Source organism: Microvirga sp. 3-52 (assembly GCF_018383585.1).
In the GTDB taxonomy this organism is placed as follows: domain Bacteria; phylum Pseudomonadota; class Alphaproteobacteria; order Rhizobiales; family Beijerinckiaceae; genus Microvirga.
The window spans coordinates 79,509-99,667 of the sequence record NZ_JAHAMK010000011.1 but is presented as its reverse complement, the minus strand read 5'-3'; the positions used below and the strand labels follow the sequence as shown (position 1 = coordinate 99,667).

General features: G+C 64.6%; 21 protein-coding genes and 1 tRNA gene. 10 read left to right on the top strand and 12 right to left on the bottom strand.

The features are described from left to right. Nucleotides 1–526: 526 nt before the first annotated feature. The 6 genes from KHP60_RS11075 to KHP60_RS11050 all read left to right on the top strand — a co-directional run bounded on the left by KHP60_RS11075 (nucleotide 527) and on the right by KHP60_RS11050 (nucleotide 5,619). Complete coding sequence (locus KHP60_RS11075; protein ID WP_213563950.1) at nucleotides 527–2,437, top strand: ABC transporter ATP-binding protein/permease; 1,911 nt, start codon at nucleotides 527–529, stop codon at nucleotides 2,435–2,437. 159 nt (nucleotides 2,438–2,596) lie between these two features. Then, nucleotides 2,597–3,298: a phosphatidylserine decarboxylase gene (locus KHP60_RS11070; protein ID WP_213563949.1), complete on the top strand. Its 702-nt coding sequence runs from the start codon at nucleotides 2,597–2,599 to the stop codon at nucleotides 3,296–3,298. 255 nt (nucleotides 3,299–3,553) lie between these two features. Beyond that, nucleotides 3,554–4,408: a phosphatidylcholine/phosphatidylserine synthase gene (locus tag KHP60_RS11065; RefSeq protein WP_213563948.1), complete on the top strand. Its 855-nt coding sequence runs from the start codon at nucleotides 3,554–3,556 to the stop codon at nucleotides 4,406–4,408. 96 nt (nucleotides 4,409–4,504) lie between these two features. After that, nucleotides 4,505–5,155, top strand: a complete 651-nt coding sequence (locus tag KHP60_RS11060) for a Maf-like protein (RefSeq protein ID WP_213563947.1) — start codon at nucleotides 4,505–4,507, stop codon at nucleotides 5,153–5,155. A gap of 84 nt (nucleotides 5,156–5,239) precedes the next feature. Continuing rightward, nucleotides 5,240–5,443 (top strand): DNA gyrase inhibitor YacG, encoded by a 204-nt coding sequence (gene yacG / locus KHP60_RS11055; protein ID WP_213563946.1) that lies wholly within the window; start codon nucleotides 5,240–5,242, stop codon nucleotides 5,441–5,443. Nucleotides 5,444–5,543: 100 nt separating this feature from the next. Beyond that, nucleotides 5,544–5,619, top strand: a tRNA-Phe gene (locus KHP60_RS11050). A 178-nt stretch (nucleotides 5,620–5,797) separates the two neighbouring features. Here the strand turns inward: KHP60_RS11050 and KHP60_RS11045 are convergent. Both KHP60_RS11045 and KHP60_RS11040 read right to left on the bottom strand, forming a co-directional pair. Beyond that, nucleotides 5,798–6,565 (bottom strand): calcium-binding protein, encoded by a 768-nt coding sequence (locus KHP60_RS11045; protein ID WP_213563945.1) that lies wholly within the window; start codon nucleotides 6,563–6,565, stop codon nucleotides 5,798–5,800. Nucleotides 6,566–6,705: 140 nt separating this feature from the next. Beyond that, nucleotides 6,706–6,930, bottom strand: coding sequence for a hypothetical protein (locus tag KHP60_RS11040; RefSeq protein ID WP_213563944.1), 225 nt, complete (start codon nucleotides 6,928–6,930; stop codon nucleotides 6,706–6,708). A 333-nt stretch (nucleotides 6,931–7,263) separates the two neighbouring features. On the opposite strand from KHP60_RS11040, the gene KHP60_RS11035 reads away from it, so the two are divergent. Next, entirely contained in the window at nucleotides 7,264–7,683 is a 420-nt protein-coding gene (locus tag KHP60_RS11035) for a hypothetical protein (RefSeq protein ID WP_213563943.1), read from the top strand. An 85-nt stretch (nucleotides 7,684–7,768) separates the two neighbouring features. On the opposite strand, the gene KHP60_RS11030 is transcribed toward KHP60_RS11035, so the two are convergent. Continuing rightward, complete coding sequence (locus tag KHP60_RS11030; RefSeq protein WP_213564021.1) at nucleotides 7,769–7,999, bottom strand: hypothetical protein; 231 nt, start codon at nucleotides 7,997–7,999, stop codon at nucleotides 7,769–7,771. A 44-nt stretch (nucleotides 8,000–8,043) separates the two neighbouring features. Further along, nucleotides 8,044–8,568 (bottom strand): hypothetical protein, encoded by a 525-nt coding sequence (locus KHP60_RS25465; RefSeq protein WP_283770694.1) that lies wholly within the window; start codon nucleotides 8,566–8,568, stop codon nucleotides 8,044–8,046. Nucleotides 8,569–8,707: 139 nt separating this feature from the next. Here KHP60_RS25465 and KHP60_RS11020 point away from each other — a divergent pair, with 139 nt between their 5' ends. Next, nucleotides 8,708–8,905 (top strand): hypothetical protein, encoded by a 198-nt coding sequence (locus tag KHP60_RS11020; RefSeq protein ID WP_213564019.1) that lies wholly within the window; start codon nucleotides 8,708–8,710, stop codon nucleotides 8,903–8,905. Nucleotides 8,906–9,036: 131 nt separating this feature from the next. Here the strand turns inward: KHP60_RS11020 and KHP60_RS11015 are convergent, their stop codons facing one another. From KHP60_RS11015 to hutI, 8 genes are all read right to left on the bottom strand, one after another. Beyond that, nucleotides 9,037–9,828, bottom strand: a complete 792-nt coding sequence (locus KHP60_RS11015) for an ABC transporter ATP-binding protein (protein WP_213563942.1) — start codon at nucleotides 9,826–9,828, stop codon at nucleotides 9,037–9,039. Continuing rightward, a complete protein-coding gene (locus tag KHP60_RS11010; protein ID WP_213563941.1) occupies nucleotides 9,825–10,601 on the bottom strand; it encodes an ABC transporter permease in 777 nt (258 codons plus the stop codon). The genes KHP60_RS11015 and KHP60_RS11010 overlap by 4 nt, the downstream gene beginning before the upstream one ends. Nucleotides 10,602–10,706: 105 nt before the next feature. Then, entirely contained in the window at nucleotides 10,707–11,648 is a 942-nt protein-coding gene (locus KHP60_RS11005; RefSeq protein ID WP_213563940.1) for an ABC transporter substrate-binding protein, read from the bottom strand. A 357-nt stretch (nucleotides 11,649–12,005) separates the two neighbouring features. Beyond that, nucleotides 12,006–12,617 (bottom strand): HutD family protein, encoded by a 612-nt coding sequence (locus KHP60_RS11000; RefSeq protein WP_213563939.1) that lies wholly within the window; start codon nucleotides 12,615–12,617, stop codon nucleotides 12,006–12,008. Beyond that, nucleotides 12,617–14,281 (bottom strand): urocanate hydratase, encoded by a 1,665-nt coding sequence (hutU, locus tag KHP60_RS10995; RefSeq protein ID WP_213563938.1) that lies wholly within the window; start codon nucleotides 14,279–14,281, stop codon nucleotides 12,617–12,619. Before hutU ends, KHP60_RS11000 begins: the two co-directional genes overlap by 1 nt. A 16-nt stretch (nucleotides 14,282–14,297) precedes the next feature. Next, on the bottom strand, nucleotides 14,298–15,128 hold the full coding sequence (hutG, locus tag KHP60_RS10990) for an N-formylglutamate deformylase (protein WP_213563937.1): 831 nt from the start codon (nucleotides 15,126–15,128) through the stop codon (nucleotides 14,298–14,300). Further along, nucleotides 15,125–16,660 (bottom strand): histidine ammonia-lyase, encoded by a 1,536-nt coding sequence (gene hutH, locus KHP60_RS10985; RefSeq protein ID WP_213564012.1) that lies wholly within the window; start codon nucleotides 16,658–16,660, stop codon nucleotides 15,125–15,127. The genes hutG and hutH overlap by 4 nt, the downstream gene beginning before the upstream one ends. 11 nt (nucleotides 16,661–16,671) lie before the next feature. After that, nucleotides 16,672–17,874, bottom strand: a complete 1,203-nt coding sequence (gene hutI, locus KHP60_RS10980) for an imidazolonepropionase (protein ID WP_213563936.1) — start codon at nucleotides 17,872–17,874, stop codon at nucleotides 16,672–16,674. A 150-nt stretch (nucleotides 17,875–18,024) separates the two neighbouring features. Here hutI and KHP60_RS10975 point away from each other — a divergent pair, with 150 nt between their 5' ends. Together KHP60_RS10975 and hutC are read left to right on the top strand one after the other, a co-directional pair. After that, a complete protein-coding gene (locus tag KHP60_RS10975) occupies nucleotides 18,025–19,383 on the top strand; it encodes a formimidoylglutamate deiminase (protein ID WP_213563935.1) in 1,359 nt (452 codons plus the stop codon). Nucleotides 19,384–19,390: 7 nt separating this feature from the next. Further along, a complete protein-coding gene (hutC, locus tag KHP60_RS10970) occupies nucleotides 19,391–20,095 on the top strand; it encodes a histidine utilization repressor (RefSeq protein ID WP_213563934.1) in 705 nt (234 codons plus the stop codon). Nucleotides 20,096–20,159: the final 64 nt, after the last annotated feature.

Here is a 20,159-nt window from a genome sequence, read left to right as displayed (position 1 = left end):
CCCGTCCAGACCATCCCGATGCTGACAGGCGCTGTGCCTTTCCGATCGGGATCACCGGCACAAGGCCGGTGATGACGTCGGAGGGCGCGAGGGCTGAGGGGATCAGGGCCGGACAGCGCGCACCGATCCGGGATCGTGAAAGCCAGCCTGGCACCATCATCCCGGGGCCGCTTCAGCGGAGCCCGGGATCCAGAACCGCTGACGGTGCAGACAGAGGTGCAACACTGCTCGCCCTTGCCTGAGCCGTCGCGATTATGGATCCCCGGCCTGCGGGAAATGACAATGTCGGCGCGGGGATGGCCGTATCGGGGATCGGGCGCCGCTCTCCTCACGCGGCCCCGGATCAGTTGCTCCGTCCAGGATGACGAGACCGATGAAGCATCAACCTCTCAGGGTGAGGGAGAGGCCGAAACAGCTCTGAGGGATGCCGTCCCTGAGAGCAACCTGGAACAATTACAGACTCGGGGTGAATTCATCCTCCCGATCGCCTATATCGAGGTCCGATATTTCGATTGGATTCCCGCGTATGCCTCCCTCCACCGCCGTCCCTCCGACGAGCGCCACTGTGCCACAGCCGAATGGCCTGGCAGGTACCTGGACAAAGCTCTGGCCCTATCTCTGGCCTCACGGCAGGCCCGATCTCCAGCGGCGCGTCTTCCTGGCCTTCGGGCTTCTGCTGGTCGCGAAGGGCGTGACGATGGTGACGCCGTTCGCGTTCAAATGGGCGACGGACGCGCTCGTGGCGGTCACGGGCGGCAACCAAGGCGCCGAGGCAGCCGCCACCGCAGGCTCCTGGCTGTGGAAGGCACCGATCCTGCTCACGGCGATCTACGGCCTCACCCGCATCCTCATGGCGGTACTGACCCAGCTGCGCGACGGCCTCTTCGCCAAGGTCGCCATGCATGCGGTGCGCAATCTCGCGCTGCAGACCTTCGAGCACATGCATCGCCTGTCCCTCCGCTTCCATCTCGAGCGCAAGACCGGCGGCCTGACCCGGGTGCTGGAGCGCGGCCGCGAGGGCATCGAGGAATTGTCCCGCCTCGTGGTACTCACCCTCGTCCCGACGATCCTCGAGTTCATCCTCGTGCTGGGCCTGCTGGCCTGGGAGTTCAACTGGCTCTATTCCGCCGTCGTGTTCGTGATGGTGGTCGTCTATCTCGCCTATACCTACAAGGCGACCCAGTGGCGGATCTCGATCCGCAAGCAGATGAACGACTCGGATACGGACGCCAACACCAAGGCGGTCGACTCGCTGCTGAACTACGAGACGGTGAAGTATTTCGGCGCGGAGCAGCGGGAAACCGCCCGCTACGACCGCTCCATGGCGAAGTTCGAGAGCGCTTCCACCCAGACCTATACGTCCCTTGCCGTGCTCAACGCGGGCCAGGCCGTGATCTTCTCGATCGGCATGGCCATCGTGATGGTTCTGGCCGCCCGGGACATCATGGCGGGACGGGCCTCCATCGGCAGCTTCGTGCTCGTCAACGCCATGCTGGTGCAACTCTATATTCCGCTGAACTTCATGGGCATGCTCTACCGCGAGATCAAACAGGCCCTCATCGACATCGACGACATGTTCGCGATCATCGAGCGCAATCCCGAGATCCAGGACAAGCCCAGCGCCAGACCCCTCCAGGTGTCCGAGGGCGTCGTGCGCTTCGAGGATGTGCATTTCGCCTATATCCCCGAGCGTCCGATCCTCAAGGGCGTGAGCTTCGAGGTTCCTGCCGGCCATACGGTCGCCATCGTCGGCCCGTCGGGCGCCGGCAAGTCGACCATCTCCCGCCTGCTGTTCCGCTTCTACGAACCCACCAGCGGCCGCATTCTCATCGACGGGCAGAACATCGCCGAGGTGCAGCAGGCCTCCCTGCGCAAGGTGATCGGCATGGTCCCGCAGGACACGGTGCTGTTCAACGACACCATCGGCTACAACATCCAGTACGGCCGGTGGGATGCGACCCCGGAGGAGGTGAGGGAGGCCGCGCGCTTGGCCCAGATCGACCGCTTCATCGGCCTCCTGCCGGAGGGCTACGACACACCCGTGGGCGAGCGCGGCCTGAAGCTCTCAGGGGGCGAGAAGCAGCGCGTGGCCATCGCCCGCACGATTCTGAAAAGCCCACCGATCCTGGTCCTGGACGAGGCGACGTCGGCGCTCGACACCTTCACCGAGAAGGAGATCCAGGATGCCCTCGACCGGATCAGCCGTGGCAGGACCACTCTCGTGATCGCCCACCGGTTGTCCACAGTCATCGGAGCCGACGAGATTATCGTCCTGGACCAGGGGAGGGTGGTCGAGCGCGGCAATCATGCGAGCCTGCTGAGCCACGGCGGGGTCTATGCCGCCATGTGGAACCGCCAGCGCGAGGCGGATCAGGCCCGCGAGACGCTCAAACGGGCCGAGGAGGAAGAGCGCAGCCCCGAGAGCGTGGCAGGTTGACAAAAAGCTCTTTCGCCTGCCATCCCCACTATGGCATCGGACCTAAAAGTGGATTTGCACTCTTGGGATCCATCCGATGCTCCTTTTTGACCAGCGCATCCTTGAGCGCGGTCCTCTGGGTCCGCACGATGCGCTGGCCCTTCTTAAGGCTGTGAAAGAATGACCGATATCCTGGAATCGATGCGCCGCATCTTCGTGCCGATCCACAAGGAGGGCTATCCCTTCATCCTGGTCGCGCTGTTTGCGACGATCGTCCTGGCGTGGCTCTGGTCGCCGCTGGGCTGGATCGGTGCGATCCTGACCGTGTGGGTCTGCTACTTCTTCCGCGACCCGCCGCGGGTGACGCCGATCCGGGAGGGCCTCGTCGTGTCCCCGGCCGACGGGCGGGTGAACCTCATCACTACCGCCGTGCCGCCGGCCGAACTCGACCTGCCGCCGGAGCCCATGACTCGGATCTCGGTCTTCATGAACGTGTTCGACTGCCACGTGAATCGCTCGCCGGTCACGGGCCGGATCGCCCAGATCCTCTACACGCCGGGCCTTTTCCTCAATGCCGAGCTCGACAAGGCGAGCGAGGACAACGAGCGCAACGCCCTCGTGATCGAGACGGCAGGCGCCAAGATCGGCGTGGTCCAGATCGCCGGCCTCGTGGCGCGCCGCATCGTGTCCTTCGTGAAGGTGGGCGAGGCCTTAAGCACCGGCGAGCGCTTCGGCCTCATCCGGTTCGGTTCCCGCCTCGACATCTTCGTGCCGCTCAACGCCCAGGTGTTGGTGGGTCTTGGCCAGACGGCGGTCGCCGGCGAGACGGTGCTTGCGGATCTGACCGCCAACGAGCCCGCGCGCCAGTACCGGGTGGGCTGATCATTGCGCCTGCAGGGGGAGGTTTTCTCCCCCTGCAGGCTCTTCGGACGGAACCGTCCGCCGCGGTTTGCACTTCTTCCATCACCCGCAAACTGCCCAGCTCTGCTTGTCGTTCGGGCGGTCTCCTCCAGAGCATCGGAGCCGGAAGCCGTGTCAAAATCTGGGATTCATTCCGATGCTCCCCTCTTTGAAGAGCGCATCGTTCAAAGTGGAAAACCGGGTCCACTTTTCCGCACGATGCGCTAGGTTGTTGCCATGAGTGACCTCTTCCCGCCCTTCGCCCCGGATCCGAACGAACCGCGCAAGCGGCTGTTCAAGCCGGTTCCGTTCCGGATGATCGCCCCCAACATCATCACGTTGATTGCCCTTTGTTTGGGGCTCTGGGCCATCCGGCTGGCTTTCGATGGGCAGTACGAGAGGGCTGTCGTGGCCGTGATCGTGGCCGCCTTCCTGGACGGCGTCGATGGGCGGATCGCCCGCCTGCTGAAGGGGACCTCCCGGTTCGGCGCAGAGCTCGATTCCCTGGCCGACTTCCTGAATTTCGGCGTCACGCCCGCCTTGATCATCTACAGCTTCGTCCTGCACGAACTGGGACGCGTGGGCTGGATCGGCTCCATCGTTCTCGCCATCGCGGCGGCCCTCCGGCTGGCCCGGTTCAACGTCATGATCGACGATCCCAACCGCCCCGAATGGAAGAAGAACTTCTTCGTCGGCATGGCGGCCCCCATGGGCGCCATGTGCGCCCTGCTGCCGCTTTATCTGTCCTTCCTCGGCGTCCCCATCCAGGGTTCGTCCTTTGCGCCCGTCATCCTCATCTATGTGGTGGGCATCGCCTTTCTCATGGTTTCGACGATCCCGACCTATTCGGGAAAGACTATGGGCAAATACGTGCCACGCCAGTGGGTGCTGCCGATCTTCGTCCTGTCCGTCGCGGCCTTCGGCCTACTCATCAGCTTCCCCTGGGAAATGCTGAGCCTGATCACCGTCGTCTTCCTCGTGACGATTCCGGTCAGCGTGATGCGGTACCGCAAGCTGGATCAGCTCGACACCGCGGGCGATGCCGAGACCAAGTCGCCGCTGTCCGATATCGAGTCGCCTCCCGTCGCGTGATCGGCTTGATTCGATCGTCCCGGGTGCCATCTTGTGACCCGGCGCAGCTGTTTGCTTTATGAATATCCTTGAGGGGCCTAGAGCGTGGAGAGAAAAGTGGCGTCTTCTTCCGAGGTGTCGAATCCCAGCTGGCGTCCGAAGCTCGTTCTCGCGTCGGCCTCGCCGCGCAGGCTCGCTCTCCTGCAGCAGGCCGGCATCGAGCCCGACGCCCTTCTGCCGGCCGATGTGGACGAAGCCCCCCTGAAGAACGAGGGAGCCAAGGAACTGGCGAAGCGCTTGGCCCGCTCCAAGGCGGAGGTCGCCCGGAAGGTCGCGCGCACCCGCGACGACCTGAAGGATTCCTACATCCTCTCCGCCGACACCGTCGTGGTGGTCGGCAAGCGGGTCCTGCCCAAGGCGGAGCTTGTGGATGAGGCGGCGGCCTGCCTGAGGCTGCTCTCGGGACGCGCCCACCGGGTCTACACCTCCGTCTGCCTCATCACGCCCAAGGAATCCGTCCGTGAGCGTCTGGTGGAAACCCGCGTCCGCTTCAAACGCCTCTCCCGAGACGAGTTCGAGCGCTATCTTGCCTCCGGCGAGTGGCGCGGCAAGGCGGGCGGCTATGCCATCCAGGGGCTCGCCGGCACCTTCGTGGTCAAGCTGGTCGGCTCCTACTCCAACGTCGTGGGGCTGCCTCTCTACGAGGCGGCGGCCCTGCTCGACGGGGAGGGCTATCCCGTCCGGTTCAGCTGGCTCGACGCGGCCTGAGTTCGTTTTCCCAGTGTCATCACTGTCTTGCGCGAAGGGACGCAGGTAACCACGTTGCCGAAATGCAATGAAAGGAGGCGCGACATGAACGCCGCCAATGAAAACAAGCCTCTGGCTTCGTCCGGCAAGTGCCCGATCTGCGGCAAGCCCGCCCAGCCGGAATACAATCCCTTCTGCTCCAAGCGCTGCGCCGACGTGGACCTGAACCGCTGGCTCTCGGGCAATTACGCGATTCCAGCCGTCGAGAGCGAGGAAGACGACCGGGACGAGGATGACCGGGAAGCCTGAACGCATTTCCCGGAATTTTTGTCGCCCGAACCGCTGGACATGCGATCCATGTCTGACTATACACCCCTCCACGACGCGCACGGCTCCGCCGCGCATCGATGCCCAGGTAGCTCAGTTGGTAGAGCATGCGACTGAAAATCGCAGTGTCGGTGGTTCGATTCCGCCCCTGGGCACCACTTATCCCCTTGATAGAACCTGTTCCGCGCTCCCCGCTGCCCGACAGCAGGAGGGTCTGCCTGTGAGCCGGATCCACCGATGCAGAAGCACGGAATCGGAAAAGGGCAGCCTTGATCTGGCTGCCCTTCATTTTTGGATTTGTTCAGAGCGCCTGTTCGCGATCAGCGCTTCAGCGGATCACAGGATGAAATATCCCTTTGAAAGGCTCGACAGGCCTTTCATGTAGATCGCAAAGTCTGCGCTGCTGTCCCCGTTGACGTCACCGCTCACGAGAACGCCGCTTCCGTACTTCTCGTAGCGCAGTTCGCCGGCCTTGTTGTGGAATCCGTTCTTGCCGATGAAGCTGAACCCCTGATTGCCGCCGACCGTCGTGTTGGCGTCGATGCTGCGCAGATCGACTCTGTCCTTCTGAGCGGCCGAGAAGTCCTGGATCGTATCGCGCCCGCCCGCATCGACGGTGCTGTCTCGAACGGACTTGAAGGTGAAGGCATCGGCGCCGGCGCCGCCGTAGAGCCGGTCGGCTCCCTGACGGCCATACAGCACGTCGTTTCCACCGAAACCTTCCAGCTTGTCGCCGTAGCTGCCGCCCGTGATCCTGTCACTGCCGGAGAGAAGGGAACGAAAGACCTTGTGGTCGTCGGAACTCGAACCGGTCGAGGCTGCAGCCACGAGGCTTGTCACGGCAATCGACGTGCCTTCGATCGACCCGATCTTCTTTCCGTACTCGTAGGATGCGTAGCCGGTGACAACGCCTCCCGTCGGAATGCCATCGCGACTGTAGGTGAGACCGTAGCCCCGGAATTCGTCGCGGGTCGAGCCGCCGTAGTTGTACTCGACCAGGAAGCGGGTCGAGGTTTGGGTGTAGTCGATTCCGTAAGCGAGATTGCTCAGATCGAGATCGGCCAGGTTGAACCCGGACGAGCCGTTCCACGTGAGTGTTGCCATTGTTGCCCCCTATGAATGGATAGGGTGCTGTAGCTCGTCATAGGAAGCGGGGCAACCGAGCAAAGGGTCGGGACGGCTGGTCTTGCCCGAGCAGTCATGTTCTGCGGCGGCAGGCTTGCCGGATTCCGCCGGCATCATCCTCACGACGGGACTTGAACCGCGTCCTCCCCGTGGGCAGCTCCGGACACCTTCGCCAGGACGAGGGATGATCGGCAGTGGGAGATCTGCTGGTGCAGAAGGGTGATGGCCGTGCGGGCAAGATCCCTGAACTGCTGCTGCACGATCGCGGGAGCATCATCCCAGTCGTCTGAATATTCGGCAGCAAAGAACGCCTGCGCGACAAGCTCGACTTGGTCTGGTGTCATGCAAGTCTCCCTGCACCTATTAACCAGATAGGTGCTTGGAGAGGCATTCGTTCCGTGTCTCTTTGTGAGTACCACTTGCGAGAAATAAGAAGTCCTTGATGTTGTTCAACCTGCTACCACTTTCGAGATCAGAGCGACTATAGGATCATTTCCGTCGGTGGATTCCGGACCGCCCCATGGCGAAAAAACTGCTGCACTTCTTCGTGGAGCAGTTTCGGAACGCCGTGACATGCAGAAGCATTTTATCTACTACTCTTGGATTACGCTGCTATGCTATCCTTAATTTCACGATGCAATCCTAATGCGTGGATTGCGCAATCCGAGACATAGGCGATGACGAATCTGGATGAGCTGAAGAGGACCATTGCCGCGACGTGGCGCGACGAGGAAATGGCATCGTCTGCGTGCTATGGGATCGACGCCTATTCGAAGCACTGGCCCTATGTCTTCATGGTCAACGACTGGCGTGTGTGGAACGAGAGCGGGCGAGACCTGAACCAGGAGGTCATTCGATGGCTCGACGAGCAGGAAGAGACCTGGGACTTCTATCACCTGCTCGATGAATGGGGTCTGGTGGGCTTCGACGACCTGAGAACTGCGACGCGCTTCAGGCACCGCTGGTTCGGAGCGCTCAAGGTTGTGTCGTCGTCCGACGACACATGGAACCCGCATCCGTGCAACGGGACCTTTGCTCCGAGCCTCGCAGACGAGACCACAAGTCAGGCTCGCAAAGACAGCCACGCAGTTCGCTGATTCCTCCGGACCAATCCTATCGCCCGCCTCTGGGCTGTCACAACTGACGGATCAGAGGCGGGCCTTTCTCGGCAGCCGAGCCGATTCACTTCTTCGCGCAGATCGCCCGGGCGATCATGCCTTTCGGGCTCTCGCCCGTGGAGAAGCAGTACACGCCGACTTCATCCATATCGAGACGGTCGCCCCGGTTGCAGGTGCCGTTGATCGGGTACTCGTCCTGCTCACAGCGCGCCATGCATCGGCCCTGGGACGCACATTCCTGCACGAAGACACGCAGGATCGTTCCGGCGGGCCCGGGCTTCCCCTCAGGTCCCATCCTTCCCTCCGGGCCGACGGACCCGGGAGGTCCGACAGGACCCGTCAGCCCGGCCGGGCCGATCGGCCCGATGGGACCGGGAGGCCCAATCGGCCCGATGCCTCCAGCAACACCTTGCGGCCCCGGAGGCCCGGCAGGCCCCACGGGTCCGATGGGCCCTTCCGCCCCTGCAGGGCCAGCCGGACCGACCGAACCAGGCAGACCGGCCGGTCCAGGTTCACCACGCGGCCCCGGCGTCCCCTGAGGTCCTTGAGGCCCCTGATGGCCTGCAAGCCCCTGTGGCCCCTGCGGGCCGGGAGGACCCGCCGGGCCTTCGGGGCCGATTGGACCTGCTGGTCCCGCAGGACCTGGCTGCCCTTCAGGGACGGCCCGCGCTTCCGTGGTCCCAGGCGGTCCTGGCGGTCCGGCGGGCCCTTGCGGCCCAATCGGGCCAGCCTCGCCTTGCTCTCCGCGCGGCCCGGCAGGGCCGGCAGCTCCTTGCGGGCCGGGAGGCCCCTCCGGTCCCGGGTCGCCCTTCGGTCCGGGCGCGCCGTCGCGTCCAGGTTCGCCTTGAGGACCGGGAGGGCCAACAGGCCCGGGCTCGACAGGTGCGACGGCCGCGGATTGCGATGCCGTGCCCGGGCCTTCCGGACCTTTCTGACCGCAGAAGCCGACGACCGCCTGCCGCTGCTCGGTCTCCGCCTGGAGATTCACGATGCAGCTTGCGGGATGATAGGCGATCCGGAAGGTGAACCGACCGTTGGCATCGGCCTTCGTCTCGAAGCGTTCATCGAGGAAGATCGACACCTGCCGCGGTTTGCTCAGTCGACCGACGACACGCAACTCACCGGCGGTGATCATGGCCTGATCGATGACGATATCGGCCATGGCGGGCATGCCGCTGGCGATCAGGATGGATCCGGCTAACAGGCGTTTGAGCATCGTGCCTTCCCCACATCAGAGACACGAAGCGTCGCCCGAGGAAGGCCGGAGCGTCAATTCACCCGGAAGGATATCGGGAGGGCCTTACGCTGTACGCATTGTGGCTGCAGAGAGAGCTAATGCACGCCTTCCGCCTGCATCGCCTCGACGCGGATCTCCTCCGTCAGCTGCGCCTTCAGGCTTGAAAACTCGGGCGTGGTCTTCATCGTGTAGTGGCGCGGGTGAGGCAGGTCGACGGGAATATCGGCCTTGATGCGGCCGGGGCGGGCCGACATGACGATGACGCGGGAGGCGAGGAAGATCGCCTCCTCGATGTCATGGGTGACGAAGAGCACGGTCTTGCGCTCGCGTTCCCAGATGCCCAGCAGCAGTTCCTGCATCAGCCCGCGGGTCTGGTTGTCGAGGGCGCCGAAGGGCTCGTCGAGGAGCAGGATCTCCGGATCGTTGGCGAGCGCGCGCGCAATGGCGGTGCGCTGCTGCATGCCGCCGGAGAGCTGCTTCGGATAATGGTTCTCGAAGCCGAGCAGCCCCACCTTCTCGGTGTAGGACGCGACGATCTCCTGACGCTGCGCTTTCGGCATGCCCTTCTCACGCAGGCCGTAGGCGATGTTCTCGGCAATCGTCAGCCACGGGAACAGGGTATAGGACTGGAACACCATGCCCCGGTCGGCACCCGGACCCTTGATCTCGCGTCCATTCAGAAGAACGCGTCCGCCGCTCGGACGGTCGAGGCCGGCCACGATGCGCAGGAGCGTGGATTTTCCGCAGCCGGAGGGGCCGAGAATGGTGATGAAGTCGTTCTGCGCCACCTGCAGGTTCGTGGGCTCGAGCGCGCGAACGGGTGCGCCGCCGCGCACGCCCGGAAACACGCGCGAGACGCTGTCGATCTGGAGGATCGTTCCGGTCATGCGAGCCTCCACGGGAAGAGCGAACGGTTGAGAGCCTTGAACAGGAAATCCGAGATGAGGCCGATGACCCCGATGACGATGATGCCGAAGATCATCTGACCAGTCGCCAGCAGCGCCTGGCTGTCGATGATCATGTGCCCGATGCCGGAGGATGAGCCGATGAGCTCCGCCACGATCACATAGGTCCAGGCCCAGCCGAGCACGAGCCGCAGGATCTCCGCGATCTCCGGCGCATTGGCGGGGATGAGCACCCGCTTGACGACGCCCTGGTCGCTGGAGCCCAGCGTGTAGGCCGCTTCGACGAGGTCGCGGCGCGTGTTGCCCACGGCCACCGCCACCATCAGGATGATCTGGAAGACGGAACCGATGAAGATCACGAGGAGCTTCTGCATCTCGCCGATGCCGGCCCAGAGGATGAGAAGCGGCACGAAGGCGGACGCGGGCAGATAGCGTGCGAAGGACACGAAGGGCTCGAGGAAAGCCTCGAAGGACTTGTAGGCGCCCATCATGATGCCGAGCGGCACGGCGACGAGCGCGGCCAGGACGAAGCCGCCGACCACGCGCCAGACCGTGATGCCGATGTCGCCCAGGAAACCGAAGCGGGTGAGCAGCAGCCACCCGTCCTGCACCATGGTGATCGGATCGGCGAGGAAGGTCCGCGAAACGAAGCCGCCGAGGGTCGCGAAGGCCCATGCTGCGAGGAAAAGGATGAAGAAGGAAACGCCGAGCGTGACGCGCGTGCCCTGGCTGACGGGGTCGAGAGGACGAGGCATGAAGGATCTGCTCTACAATCCGGATTTGATGGGCCGGATGGTGCTCGTGAGGAAATGATCAGGCGATGGCCCGCATGGAATCGGGCCATCGCCGCGGCAAGGGCGTTACTGGATAAAGCTGGTATCGGCCAGCGCTTCCATGTCGGGCTTCTGCTTGATGATGCCAGTCTCGAGCAGCAGGTCGGCGGCTTCCGCCGAGAAGGTCTTGAACTCGCTGGCGAAGAACTTCTTGTTGGCTTCGCGATCCTGCCAGCGCAGGAACTGGGCCGACTTGCCGAAGGCCTCGCCGGTCTGCTTCACGTCCGCGCCCATGATCTCGTAGGCCTTCGCCTGTTCCTTGGCGATCATGTCGAGGGCTTCGAAATAGCTGTCGGCAAAGGCCTTCGCGGCCTTCGGATTGTCGGCGAGGAATTTCGGCGTGCAGCCGAAGGTGTCCATGACCATCGGGTAATCGAGGGTCGTGGCGATGATCTTGCCGGCCTGGGGCGCGGCGCGCACGGACGAGAGATACGGCTCATAGGTCATGGCCGCATCGTTCTGGCCGGCGATGAAGGCCTGCGCTGCCGGACCCGGCTCCATGTTGACTACCGTCACGTCCTTCACGGAGAGGCCGTTCTTCTTCAGCATCCAGGCGAGCGCGAAATAGGGCGACGTGCCCGGCGCGGAGGCCGCAACCTGCTTGCCCTTGATGTCCTTGATGGCGGCGATGTCGTTCTTCACCACCATGCCGTCAGCGCCGTAGCTCTTGTCGAGCTGGAAGATCTGCTTGGTCGGGACGCCGTTGGCATTCCACACGATCCAGGTCTCGACCGTGGTGGCGGCGCACTGGATGTCGCCGGACTGGATTGCGAGGTGGCGGCTGGCCTGTGGGACCTTCTTGATCGTCACGTCGAGGCCGTTCTTCTTGAAGATGCCGGCTTCCTTCGCAAGCGTCAGGGGCGCGAAGCCCGTCCAGCCCGAGATGCCGATAGCCACCTTCGTCTCCTGCGCCGAGGCGGATCCGACCGCCAGCGCCAACACGGCCAAACCACTCAATACCGCCTTCATTGCAGCCTCCGTTCTGTCCAAATCCTCTGACTCGTTCTGCCGATAGCACTCTCGGGAAGATTCCAGGAAGTCATGCGTCGGACATTCTTTTTCGAACGCGCGAATGGCACCATGCCGGAGCGGCAATGTCAAATGTATAGACATTTTGATTTGCCGCTGTTTCAGGCATCTCGCGCCAAAAATAGCGTCTCCAAGAGTCTGACGGCTATTCCCTGTGACGTCATCACCGACCTTGTGCCGGTGATCTCGATGCGAAAGGCGCGGCGCTCTTCTGATCGAGATGGCCGGCACAGGGCCGGTCATGACGTGAGAAAATGACGTCTGGCGCGCCTTTCGTTCCTGTTCTCAGCCGGACACTCAGGATGAGGTTGGAGATTCATGAGCCGGACTTTCAGGTTGGTCCGGCGTAATCTCGACGAAGATGGCCCGTCCGGACCCGGAGAGCAGGATAAGTTTCTCCGTCGCCTCGAGGATAAGCGTATCGAGCGCCTGGAGTGAATGGATCGTCGAATCGAGCGTCACATCGAACGAACCATCGAGCGGGACGAGAAAAGCAGCAGTCGTGTCCTCCGACAGCAATGCGACGCCCGATTCGACGAACCGCGTCCGGTGACGGAACCGCCCCCGCCGCGTCATCACGTTGAGATCACGGATGGGGCCCGAGAGGAGCCGCCCGGTGGTGATGTCATCGCCGGAAAAGGAGAGCTTGGAGGAGGTCCGATCCAGCGGATAGGCGATGCCCTCCACATCGAGTTCGATGCCGTTGCCCTCGATCACGATCAGCGTGCGGTCGATCCCCGGAAAGAGCGAGAATGGCCCGTCTGAGGCCACATCCGCCATGCTGATGCGCCATCCGAAGGTGTCGAATGTGGAGCCTTCCGGAAAGGCGGCGACCTCCGCGGTGGTGCCGCCGCCATTCTTCCAGGGAACGCGGACAAGATCCGCATTGCGGATGATCCGCGCCGTCATCACCGCAGGCTCGGAAGGTTGAGACCGTTTTCCCGGGCGCAGTCGATGGCGATGTCGTAGCCGGCATCCGCATGACGCATCACGCCGGTCGCCGGATCGTTCCAGAGCACGCGCTCGATGCGCTTGGCCGCTTCCGGCGTGCCGTCGCAGACGATCACCATGCCGGAATGCTGCGAGAAGCCCATGCCGACGCCGCCGCCATGATGCAGCGAGACCCAGGTGGCTCCGGACGCGCAGTTGAGCAGCGCGTTGAGGAGCGGCCAGTCGGACACGGCATCCGAGCCGTCCTTCATGGCCTCCGTCTCACGGTTCGGGCTGGCGACCGAGCCGGAATCGAGGTGGTCGCGACCGATCACGATGGGCGCCTTCAACTCACCCTTTGCCACCATCTCGTTGAAGGCGAGGCCGAGGCGGTGGCGGTCGCCAAGACCCACCCAGCAGATGCGCGCGGGCAAGCCCTGGAACTTGATGCGTTCTTTCGCCATGTCGAGCCAGTTGTGCAGGTGCTTGTTGTCGGGCAACAGCTCCTTCACCTTGGCGTCGGTCCTGTAGATGTCCTCCGGATCGCCCGAGAGCGCAGCCCAGCGGAATGGTCCGATGCCGCGGCAGAACAGGGGGCGGATATAGGCCGGCACGAAGCCGGGGAAGTCGAAGGCGTTGTCGACGCCTTCCTCCTTGGCCATCTGGCGGATGTTGTTGCCGTAATCCAGGGTCGGCACGCCGGCCTTGTGAAAGTCGAGCATCGCGCGCACGTGCTCGGCCATGGACTGCCTGGCGGCGTGCTCCACGGCCTTCGGATCGCTCTCGCGCTTGGCCTCCCACTGGCTCAGCGTCCAGCCCTTCGGCAGATAGCCGTTGATCGGATCGTGCGCGGAGGTCTGGTCCGTCACCGCGTCGGGGCGGATGCCGCGCCGGTAGATTTCCGGGAAGATCTCGGCGGCGTTGCCGAGGAGGCCGACCGAAACCGGCTTCCTGTCGCGGCAGGATTGTTCGATGATGGCGAGGGCTTCGTCGAGCGTGTCCGCGCGCTGGTCCACATAGCCGGTGCGCAGGCGCATCTCGATGCGGCTCGGCTGGCATTCCACGGCGAGGCAGGAGGCGCCCGCCATGGTGGCGGCGAGCGGCTGCGCGCCGCCCATGCCACCGAGGCCGCCGGTGAGGATCCAGCGGCCGGAGAGATCGCCGTTGTAGTGCTGGCGGCCCACCTCCACGAAGGTCTCGTAGGTGCCCTGCACGATGCCCTGCGTGCCGATATAGATCCAGGAGCCGGCCGTCATCTGGCCGTACATCATGAGTCCCTTCCGGTCGAGCTCATGGAACTTGTCCCAGGTGGCCCAATGCGGCACGAGGTTCGAATTGGCGATCAGCACGCGCGGCGCATCCGCATGGGTGCGGAACACGCCGACCGGCTTGCCCGACTGCACGAGGAGCGTCTCGTCGGCTTCCAGGTTCTTCAGAGCCGCCACGATGCGGTCGAAGCTGTCCCAATCGCGCGCGGCGCGGCCGATGCCGCCATAGACGACGAGTTCGCCGGGCTTCTCGGCGACATTGGGATCGAGGTTGTTCATCAGCATGCGCAAGGGCGCCTCCGTCAGCCAGCTCTTGGCCGACAGTTCGGTGCCATGGGGAGCGCGGATCACGCGGGCGTTGTCGATGCGAGTCATGGGACGGATCCTCGGATCAGGCTTTGAATTGAGCGAAGGTGAGGCAGGTTTGAAGAACGAGGGCGAGCGCCGTACGCATCGGCGCCGCATAATCCTCGTCGTAGGAAGGCGGCCATTCGCCCTCGGAGACGGGGCCGAGCGGCTCTTTCATGTAGCCGCGGCAGGCAAGTTCCATCTGGACGGCATGGACACCCTCATCAGGCTTGCCGAGGCTGCGCGTGATGTAGCCGCCCTTGAAGCGACCGTTGACCACGTGGCTGAAGCCGCTGCCGGTGCAGATCTTCTCGATGGCGTCGCTCAGGGATGGAGCACAGGTGGTGCCGCCATTGGTGCCGATGTTGAAATGGGGCAGGGCGCCGTCGAACAGGCGGGGAATGACCGAGCGGATCGAGTGGCAATCATAGACCACGACATTATCATGCCGTGCCCGAAGCCGCTCGATCTCGGCGTGGAGCGTCGCGTGATAGGGATCGAAGAAGAGGGCTCGGCGCTTGGCAACCTGCTCTGCCGTCGGCTCTGCACCCGGCTCGTAGAGCGGCTCGCCGTCGAAGGTCGTCGTCGGGCACAGCTCCGTGGTTGCCTGGCCCGGATAGAGCGACACGCCGGACGGATCGCGGTTCACGTCGATCACCGTGCGGGAGATCGTGGTGCGGATCACGGTCGCGCCGAGCGAGGGGGCGAAATCGTAGAGCCGTTCGATCCACCAATCCGCATCCTTGCGCGCCAGCCACGGCGAGACGAGGCCGCGTTCGAACGCGGCGGGGATCTCCGTGCCCGTATGCGGGAGACTCACCACGAGGGGCGCTTCGCCGGGAATGACAGTGAGCCAGTCCGGACGCGTGCTCATGCCCGCACCTCGTCGGTCACGAGCGGCAGCGCGTCGGTCCCCGCGGCTTCGACCAAGGCGCCGGAAACCACGAGGGCCGTGGCCTGCTCCATGTCGGGCGCCATGTGACGGTCGTCATCGAGATGCGCGATTTTTGCCCGCAGCAGCGCACGGGCTCGCTCCAGGCGCTCGCTCGATTTCATGGGCGCGTGGAAGTCGCAGCCCTGGACGGCGGCGAGCAGCTCGATTCCGATCACGTTGGCCGCGTTCGCCGACATGGGAAGCAGCCGTCTTGCTCCATGGGTCGCCATGGAGACATGGTCTTCCTGGTTGGCGGAGGTCGGGATCGAGTCGACGCTCGCCGGATAGGCGCGCTGCTTGTTCTCCGATACGAGAGCCGCCGCCGTCACCTGCGGGATCATGAAGCCGGAATTGAGCCCGGGCTTCGGCGTGAGGAAGGCGGGAAGGCCCGAGAGGGCCGGATCGACGAGCATGGCAATGCGTCGCTCGGCGAGCGAGCCGATCTCGCACAATGCCATGGCAATCATGTCGGCGGCAAACGCCACCGGCTCGGCATGGAAGTTGCCGCCCGAGATGACCTCTCCGGTATCCGAGAAGACGAGGGGGTTGTCGGACACGCCGTTCGCTTCGGTACCGAGGGTCTCGCCGGCTTGGCGCAGCAGGTCGAGGACCGCGCCCATCACCTGCGGCTGGCATCGCAGGCAATAGGGATCCTGCACGCGGTCGTCGTTGGTGAGATGAGACGCGCGGATGGCGCTGCCCAGCATCAGGGTGCGCAAGGATGCGGCGACCTCGATCTGGCCGTGATGACGCCGCAGCTTCTGGATGCGCTCGTCGAACGGACCGTCGGAACCCTTGGCGGCATCGGTCGCCAGTGCTCCCGTGACGAGCGCAGCGCGGAACACGCGTTCGGCCTCGAACAGGCCTGCCAGCGCGAGCGCGGTCGAAACCTGCGTGCCGTTGAGAAGCGCCAGGCCCTCCTTGGGACCGAGCGAGAGGGGCGAGAGACCCGCGCGTGCGAGGGCCGCCTCCGCGGGAATGCGTGCGCCGTCGACGAAGAACTCGCCGACACCCATGAGGGCTGCCGTCATGTGTGCGAGTGGGGCGAGATCGCCTGATGCGCCGACCGACCCTTGCCCGGGAACGACGGGAATGAGGTTGGCGCGCAAGCAGGCTGTCAGATGCTCGATGGTAGACCAGCGCACGCCCGATGCGCCTTGCGCGAGGCTCGCGAGCTTGAGGGCCATGACGAGCCGCACAATCGCAATCGGCAATGGCTCACCGACACCGGCCGCATGCGAGAGCACGATGTTGCGCTGGAGCGTCGCGAGATCGGCAGAACCGATGCGTACGCTTGCAAGCTTGCCGAACCCGGTATTGATGCCATAGACCGGCTCGCCCTTGGCAACGATGGCCTCGATGGTCTTCGCACCGGCCTCGATGGAGGCACGGCAATCCTGATCGAGCGCGACGTCGGCGCCGAAATAGACGTGGCGCCAATCGGCGAGCGAAACGGAGCCGGGATGAAGCATTACTTCTTTGGTCACTGTCCCCTCCAGACACGGGCGTGAAGCGGGTTGAAGCCGATGCGGTAGACGAGCTCCGCCGGCCGTTCGATGTTCCAGATCGCGAGATCGCAGGACTTGCCCGGCTCCAGCGTGCCGATCTCGTCGAGTTTTCCGAGCGCACGGGCCGCCTCGCGGGTGATCCCGGCGAGGCATTCCTCGACCGTCATGCGGAACAGGGTCGCGCCCATGTTCATGGTGAGCAGGAGCGATGTGAGGGGCGAGGTGCCCGGGTTGCAATCGGTCGCCAGGGCCATGCGCGTGCCTGCCTTGCGGAAGGCGGCGACCGGCGGCGCTTTCGTCTCGCGCAGCACGTAGAAGGCGCCCGGCAGCAGCACCGCGACCGTGCCCGCCTTCGCCATGGCGGCAGCGCCTTCCTCGTCCGTGTATTCGAGATGATCGGCGGAGAGGGCTCCGTAATCGGCAGCAAGTTTGGCGCCATGCAGGTTGGACAGCTGGTCGGCGTGGAGCTTGATCGCCAGGCCATGCGCCTTGGCGGCATCGAACACGCGGGCGGTCTGCTCGGGAGAAAAGGCGATGCCCTCGCAGAAGGCGTCGACCGCATCGGCCAGCCCGTCCCGGGCGAGCGCCGGCAGGATCTCGCAGCAGACCTTGTCGATGAAGGCGTCCTTGTCGCCGTTCGCCTCCGGCGGCAGCGCATGGGCGCCGAGGAACGTGGTGGTGACGGATACGGGCCGCGTGTCGGCGAGGCGCTGCGCGGCGCGCAACGACCGGGCCTCCGTCTCCAGGTCGAGCCCATAGCCCGACTTGATCTCGATGGTGGTGCAGCCTTCGGCAATCAGGTGATCGAGGCGGGGCAGGGCGGTCGCTACAAGCTCATCCTCGGTCGCCGCGCGGGTGGCCTTCACGGTGGACACGATGCCGCCACCGGCACGGGCGATCTCCTCGTAGCTCGCGCCGTTCAGCCGCAACTCGAACTCATGGGCCCGGTTGCCGCCGAAAACCAGGTGGGTGTGGCAGTCGATAAGGCCGGGGGTGATCCAGCGACCTCGGCAGTCGATCCGCTCGGCGGCATCCCAGCCGCTCGGGAGATCCGCCGCCGATCCGGCAAAGGCAATCCGGCCATCCTTGGCGGCAACGGCCCCGCTCTCGACGATCCCGAGATCGTCACCGGCAAGCGTAGCAAGGCGAGCGTTGAACCAGACCCGATCGAAGCGCATGTTCCTGCTCCGGTGAGGTTGCGATAATGTCTATACATAATCGCGAAAGATCGATATTGTCTAGACGTATTCGATCGTTTTTGATGGTCCCGCCTCGGCGTGGCTTTTTGGCGGCTGCGGTCCGGGACCATCGACAGTGAAGGTGTCAGCATGCGCAGGCTCATTCTCGATCACGCCTTGTTGCCGGACGGTTGGGCGGCGAACGTCGGGATCGACATCGAGGGCGGGACGATTGCCGCCGTCCGGCCGAATGCACGCGGCGAGACACGCGAGCGCATCGCCGGGATTGCGCTACCCGGATTGCCGAACCTGCACAGCCATACCTTCCAGCGCGGCATGGCTGGGCTTGCCGAAACCCGAGGACCGGAAGGGGACAGCTTCTGGACTTGGCGGCAGGTGATGTATCGGTTCCTCGGCTCCCTCGCGCCGGACGATGTGGAGGCCATCGCGGCCTTCGCCATGATGGAAATGCTCGAGGGCGGGTTCACCGCGCTTGCGGAGTTCCACTATCTGCATCACGACGCCGACGGCCGTCCATACACCGATATCGCGGAACTCTCCGGCCGCATCGTGGCCGCCGCGCAGGAAACCGGCATGGGCCTGACGCTCCTGCCGGTCTTCTATGCGCAGGGCGGCTTCGGCGCTGCGGCGCCGGCGGAGGGTCAGCGGCGTTTCATCAACGATGTGGAAGGCTATACCCGCCTGCTCGAAGGTGCGCGCAGGGCCGTTGCTGGGCTCGACGACGCCATCGTCGGCGTCGCGCCCCACAGCCTTCGCGCCGTCACGCCCGAGAGCCTTCGCGAGGTGATGGCACTGGCAGGCGAGGGGCCGATCCACATCCACATCGCCGAACAGGTGCAGGAGGTCGAGGATTGCCTGGCATGGTCGGGCCAGCGCCCCGTCGCATGGCTGCTCGACCACGCACCTGTCGATCAGCGCTGGTGCCTGATCCACGCGACCCATCTCGATGCGCGGGAGGTCGAAGGCACCGCGATGAGCGGCGCGGTGGCGGGCCTGTGCCCGATCACCGAGGCCAATCTCGGCGACGGCATTTTTGAGGGTGTCGACTATCTCGGAGCCGGCGGCCGGTTCGGTGTCGGGTCGGATTCCAACATCGAGATATCGGTGTCGGCAGAACTCAAGCAGTTCGAGTACAGCCAGCGCCTCAGGCACCGCGCCCGCAATGTCCTGGCCCAGCACCAGGGCCAATCGACCGGGCGCAGTCTCTATGACAAGGCCCTGGCGGGCGGCGCTCAGGCTCTCGGTCGCCGTATCGGTGCCATCGAGGCAGGGCAGCGCGCCGATCTCGTGGTGCTCGATGGAGATCATCCCGACCTTGCCGCCGTCTCAGACGACCGCTGGATCGACGCGTACGTGTTCGTCGCGGGCAAGGCCGCCATCGACACCGTGTTCGTCGCGGGCAAGGACCTGGTCAGGAGCGGCCGGCATGTGAAGCACGAGGCGATCCGTGCCCGCTATGGACGCGCCATGGCCCGCATCCTGGCGTGAGACAACCATGAAGCATCTGCACCAGCGCATCCGCGACGATATCGAGGCCCGGATCATGTCCGGCGAGTGGCCGCCGGGCCACCGGATTCCCTACGAGCACGAGCTGATGGCCGAATACGGCTGCTCGCGCATGACGGTGAACAAAGTGATGTCCACGCTCGCGGCCAACGGCCTCATCACGCGCCGGCGGCGCGCCGGTACGGTGGTGGCGGAGCCGAGCAGCCAGCAGGCCGTGCTGCAGATCCAGGATTTCGCCCTCGAGGCGGCGCGGGCGGGCGTCGAGTACCGCTTCAAGATCCTGCATCGCGGCATCGATAGGCTCGATGCCGCCGCCGCGCAGCGCACGGGGCAGCCGGTAGGAGCCAAGATGCTCTGTCTCTCCACGCTTCACGTGATGGATGACGTGCCGCAGGCCTTCGAGCAGCGTCTGATCAATCTCGCCACCGTGCCCGAAGCCGGCGAGGAGCCGTTCGAGGAACACCCGCCGGGCACCTGGCTGCTACGGCGTGTTCCATGGACGGATGCGGAGCACATCGTGCGCGCCGTCAATGCCGACAGCGCGACGGCGAAGCGATTGCAGGTCCAGACGGGGACGGCCTGTCTCGTGCTGGAGAGGCGCACCTGGCAGGCGGGAGCCTTCGTGACCGAGGCGCGGATCACCTATCCCGGTGATCGTCACCAGCTCGTCGGTCGCTTCTCGCCGGTTGCGTAGAATGGCGGCTGGTGCGGATTAGTCCGGTGCTGGAACTCTCCTCCCCACAAGGGGGAGGGAAATA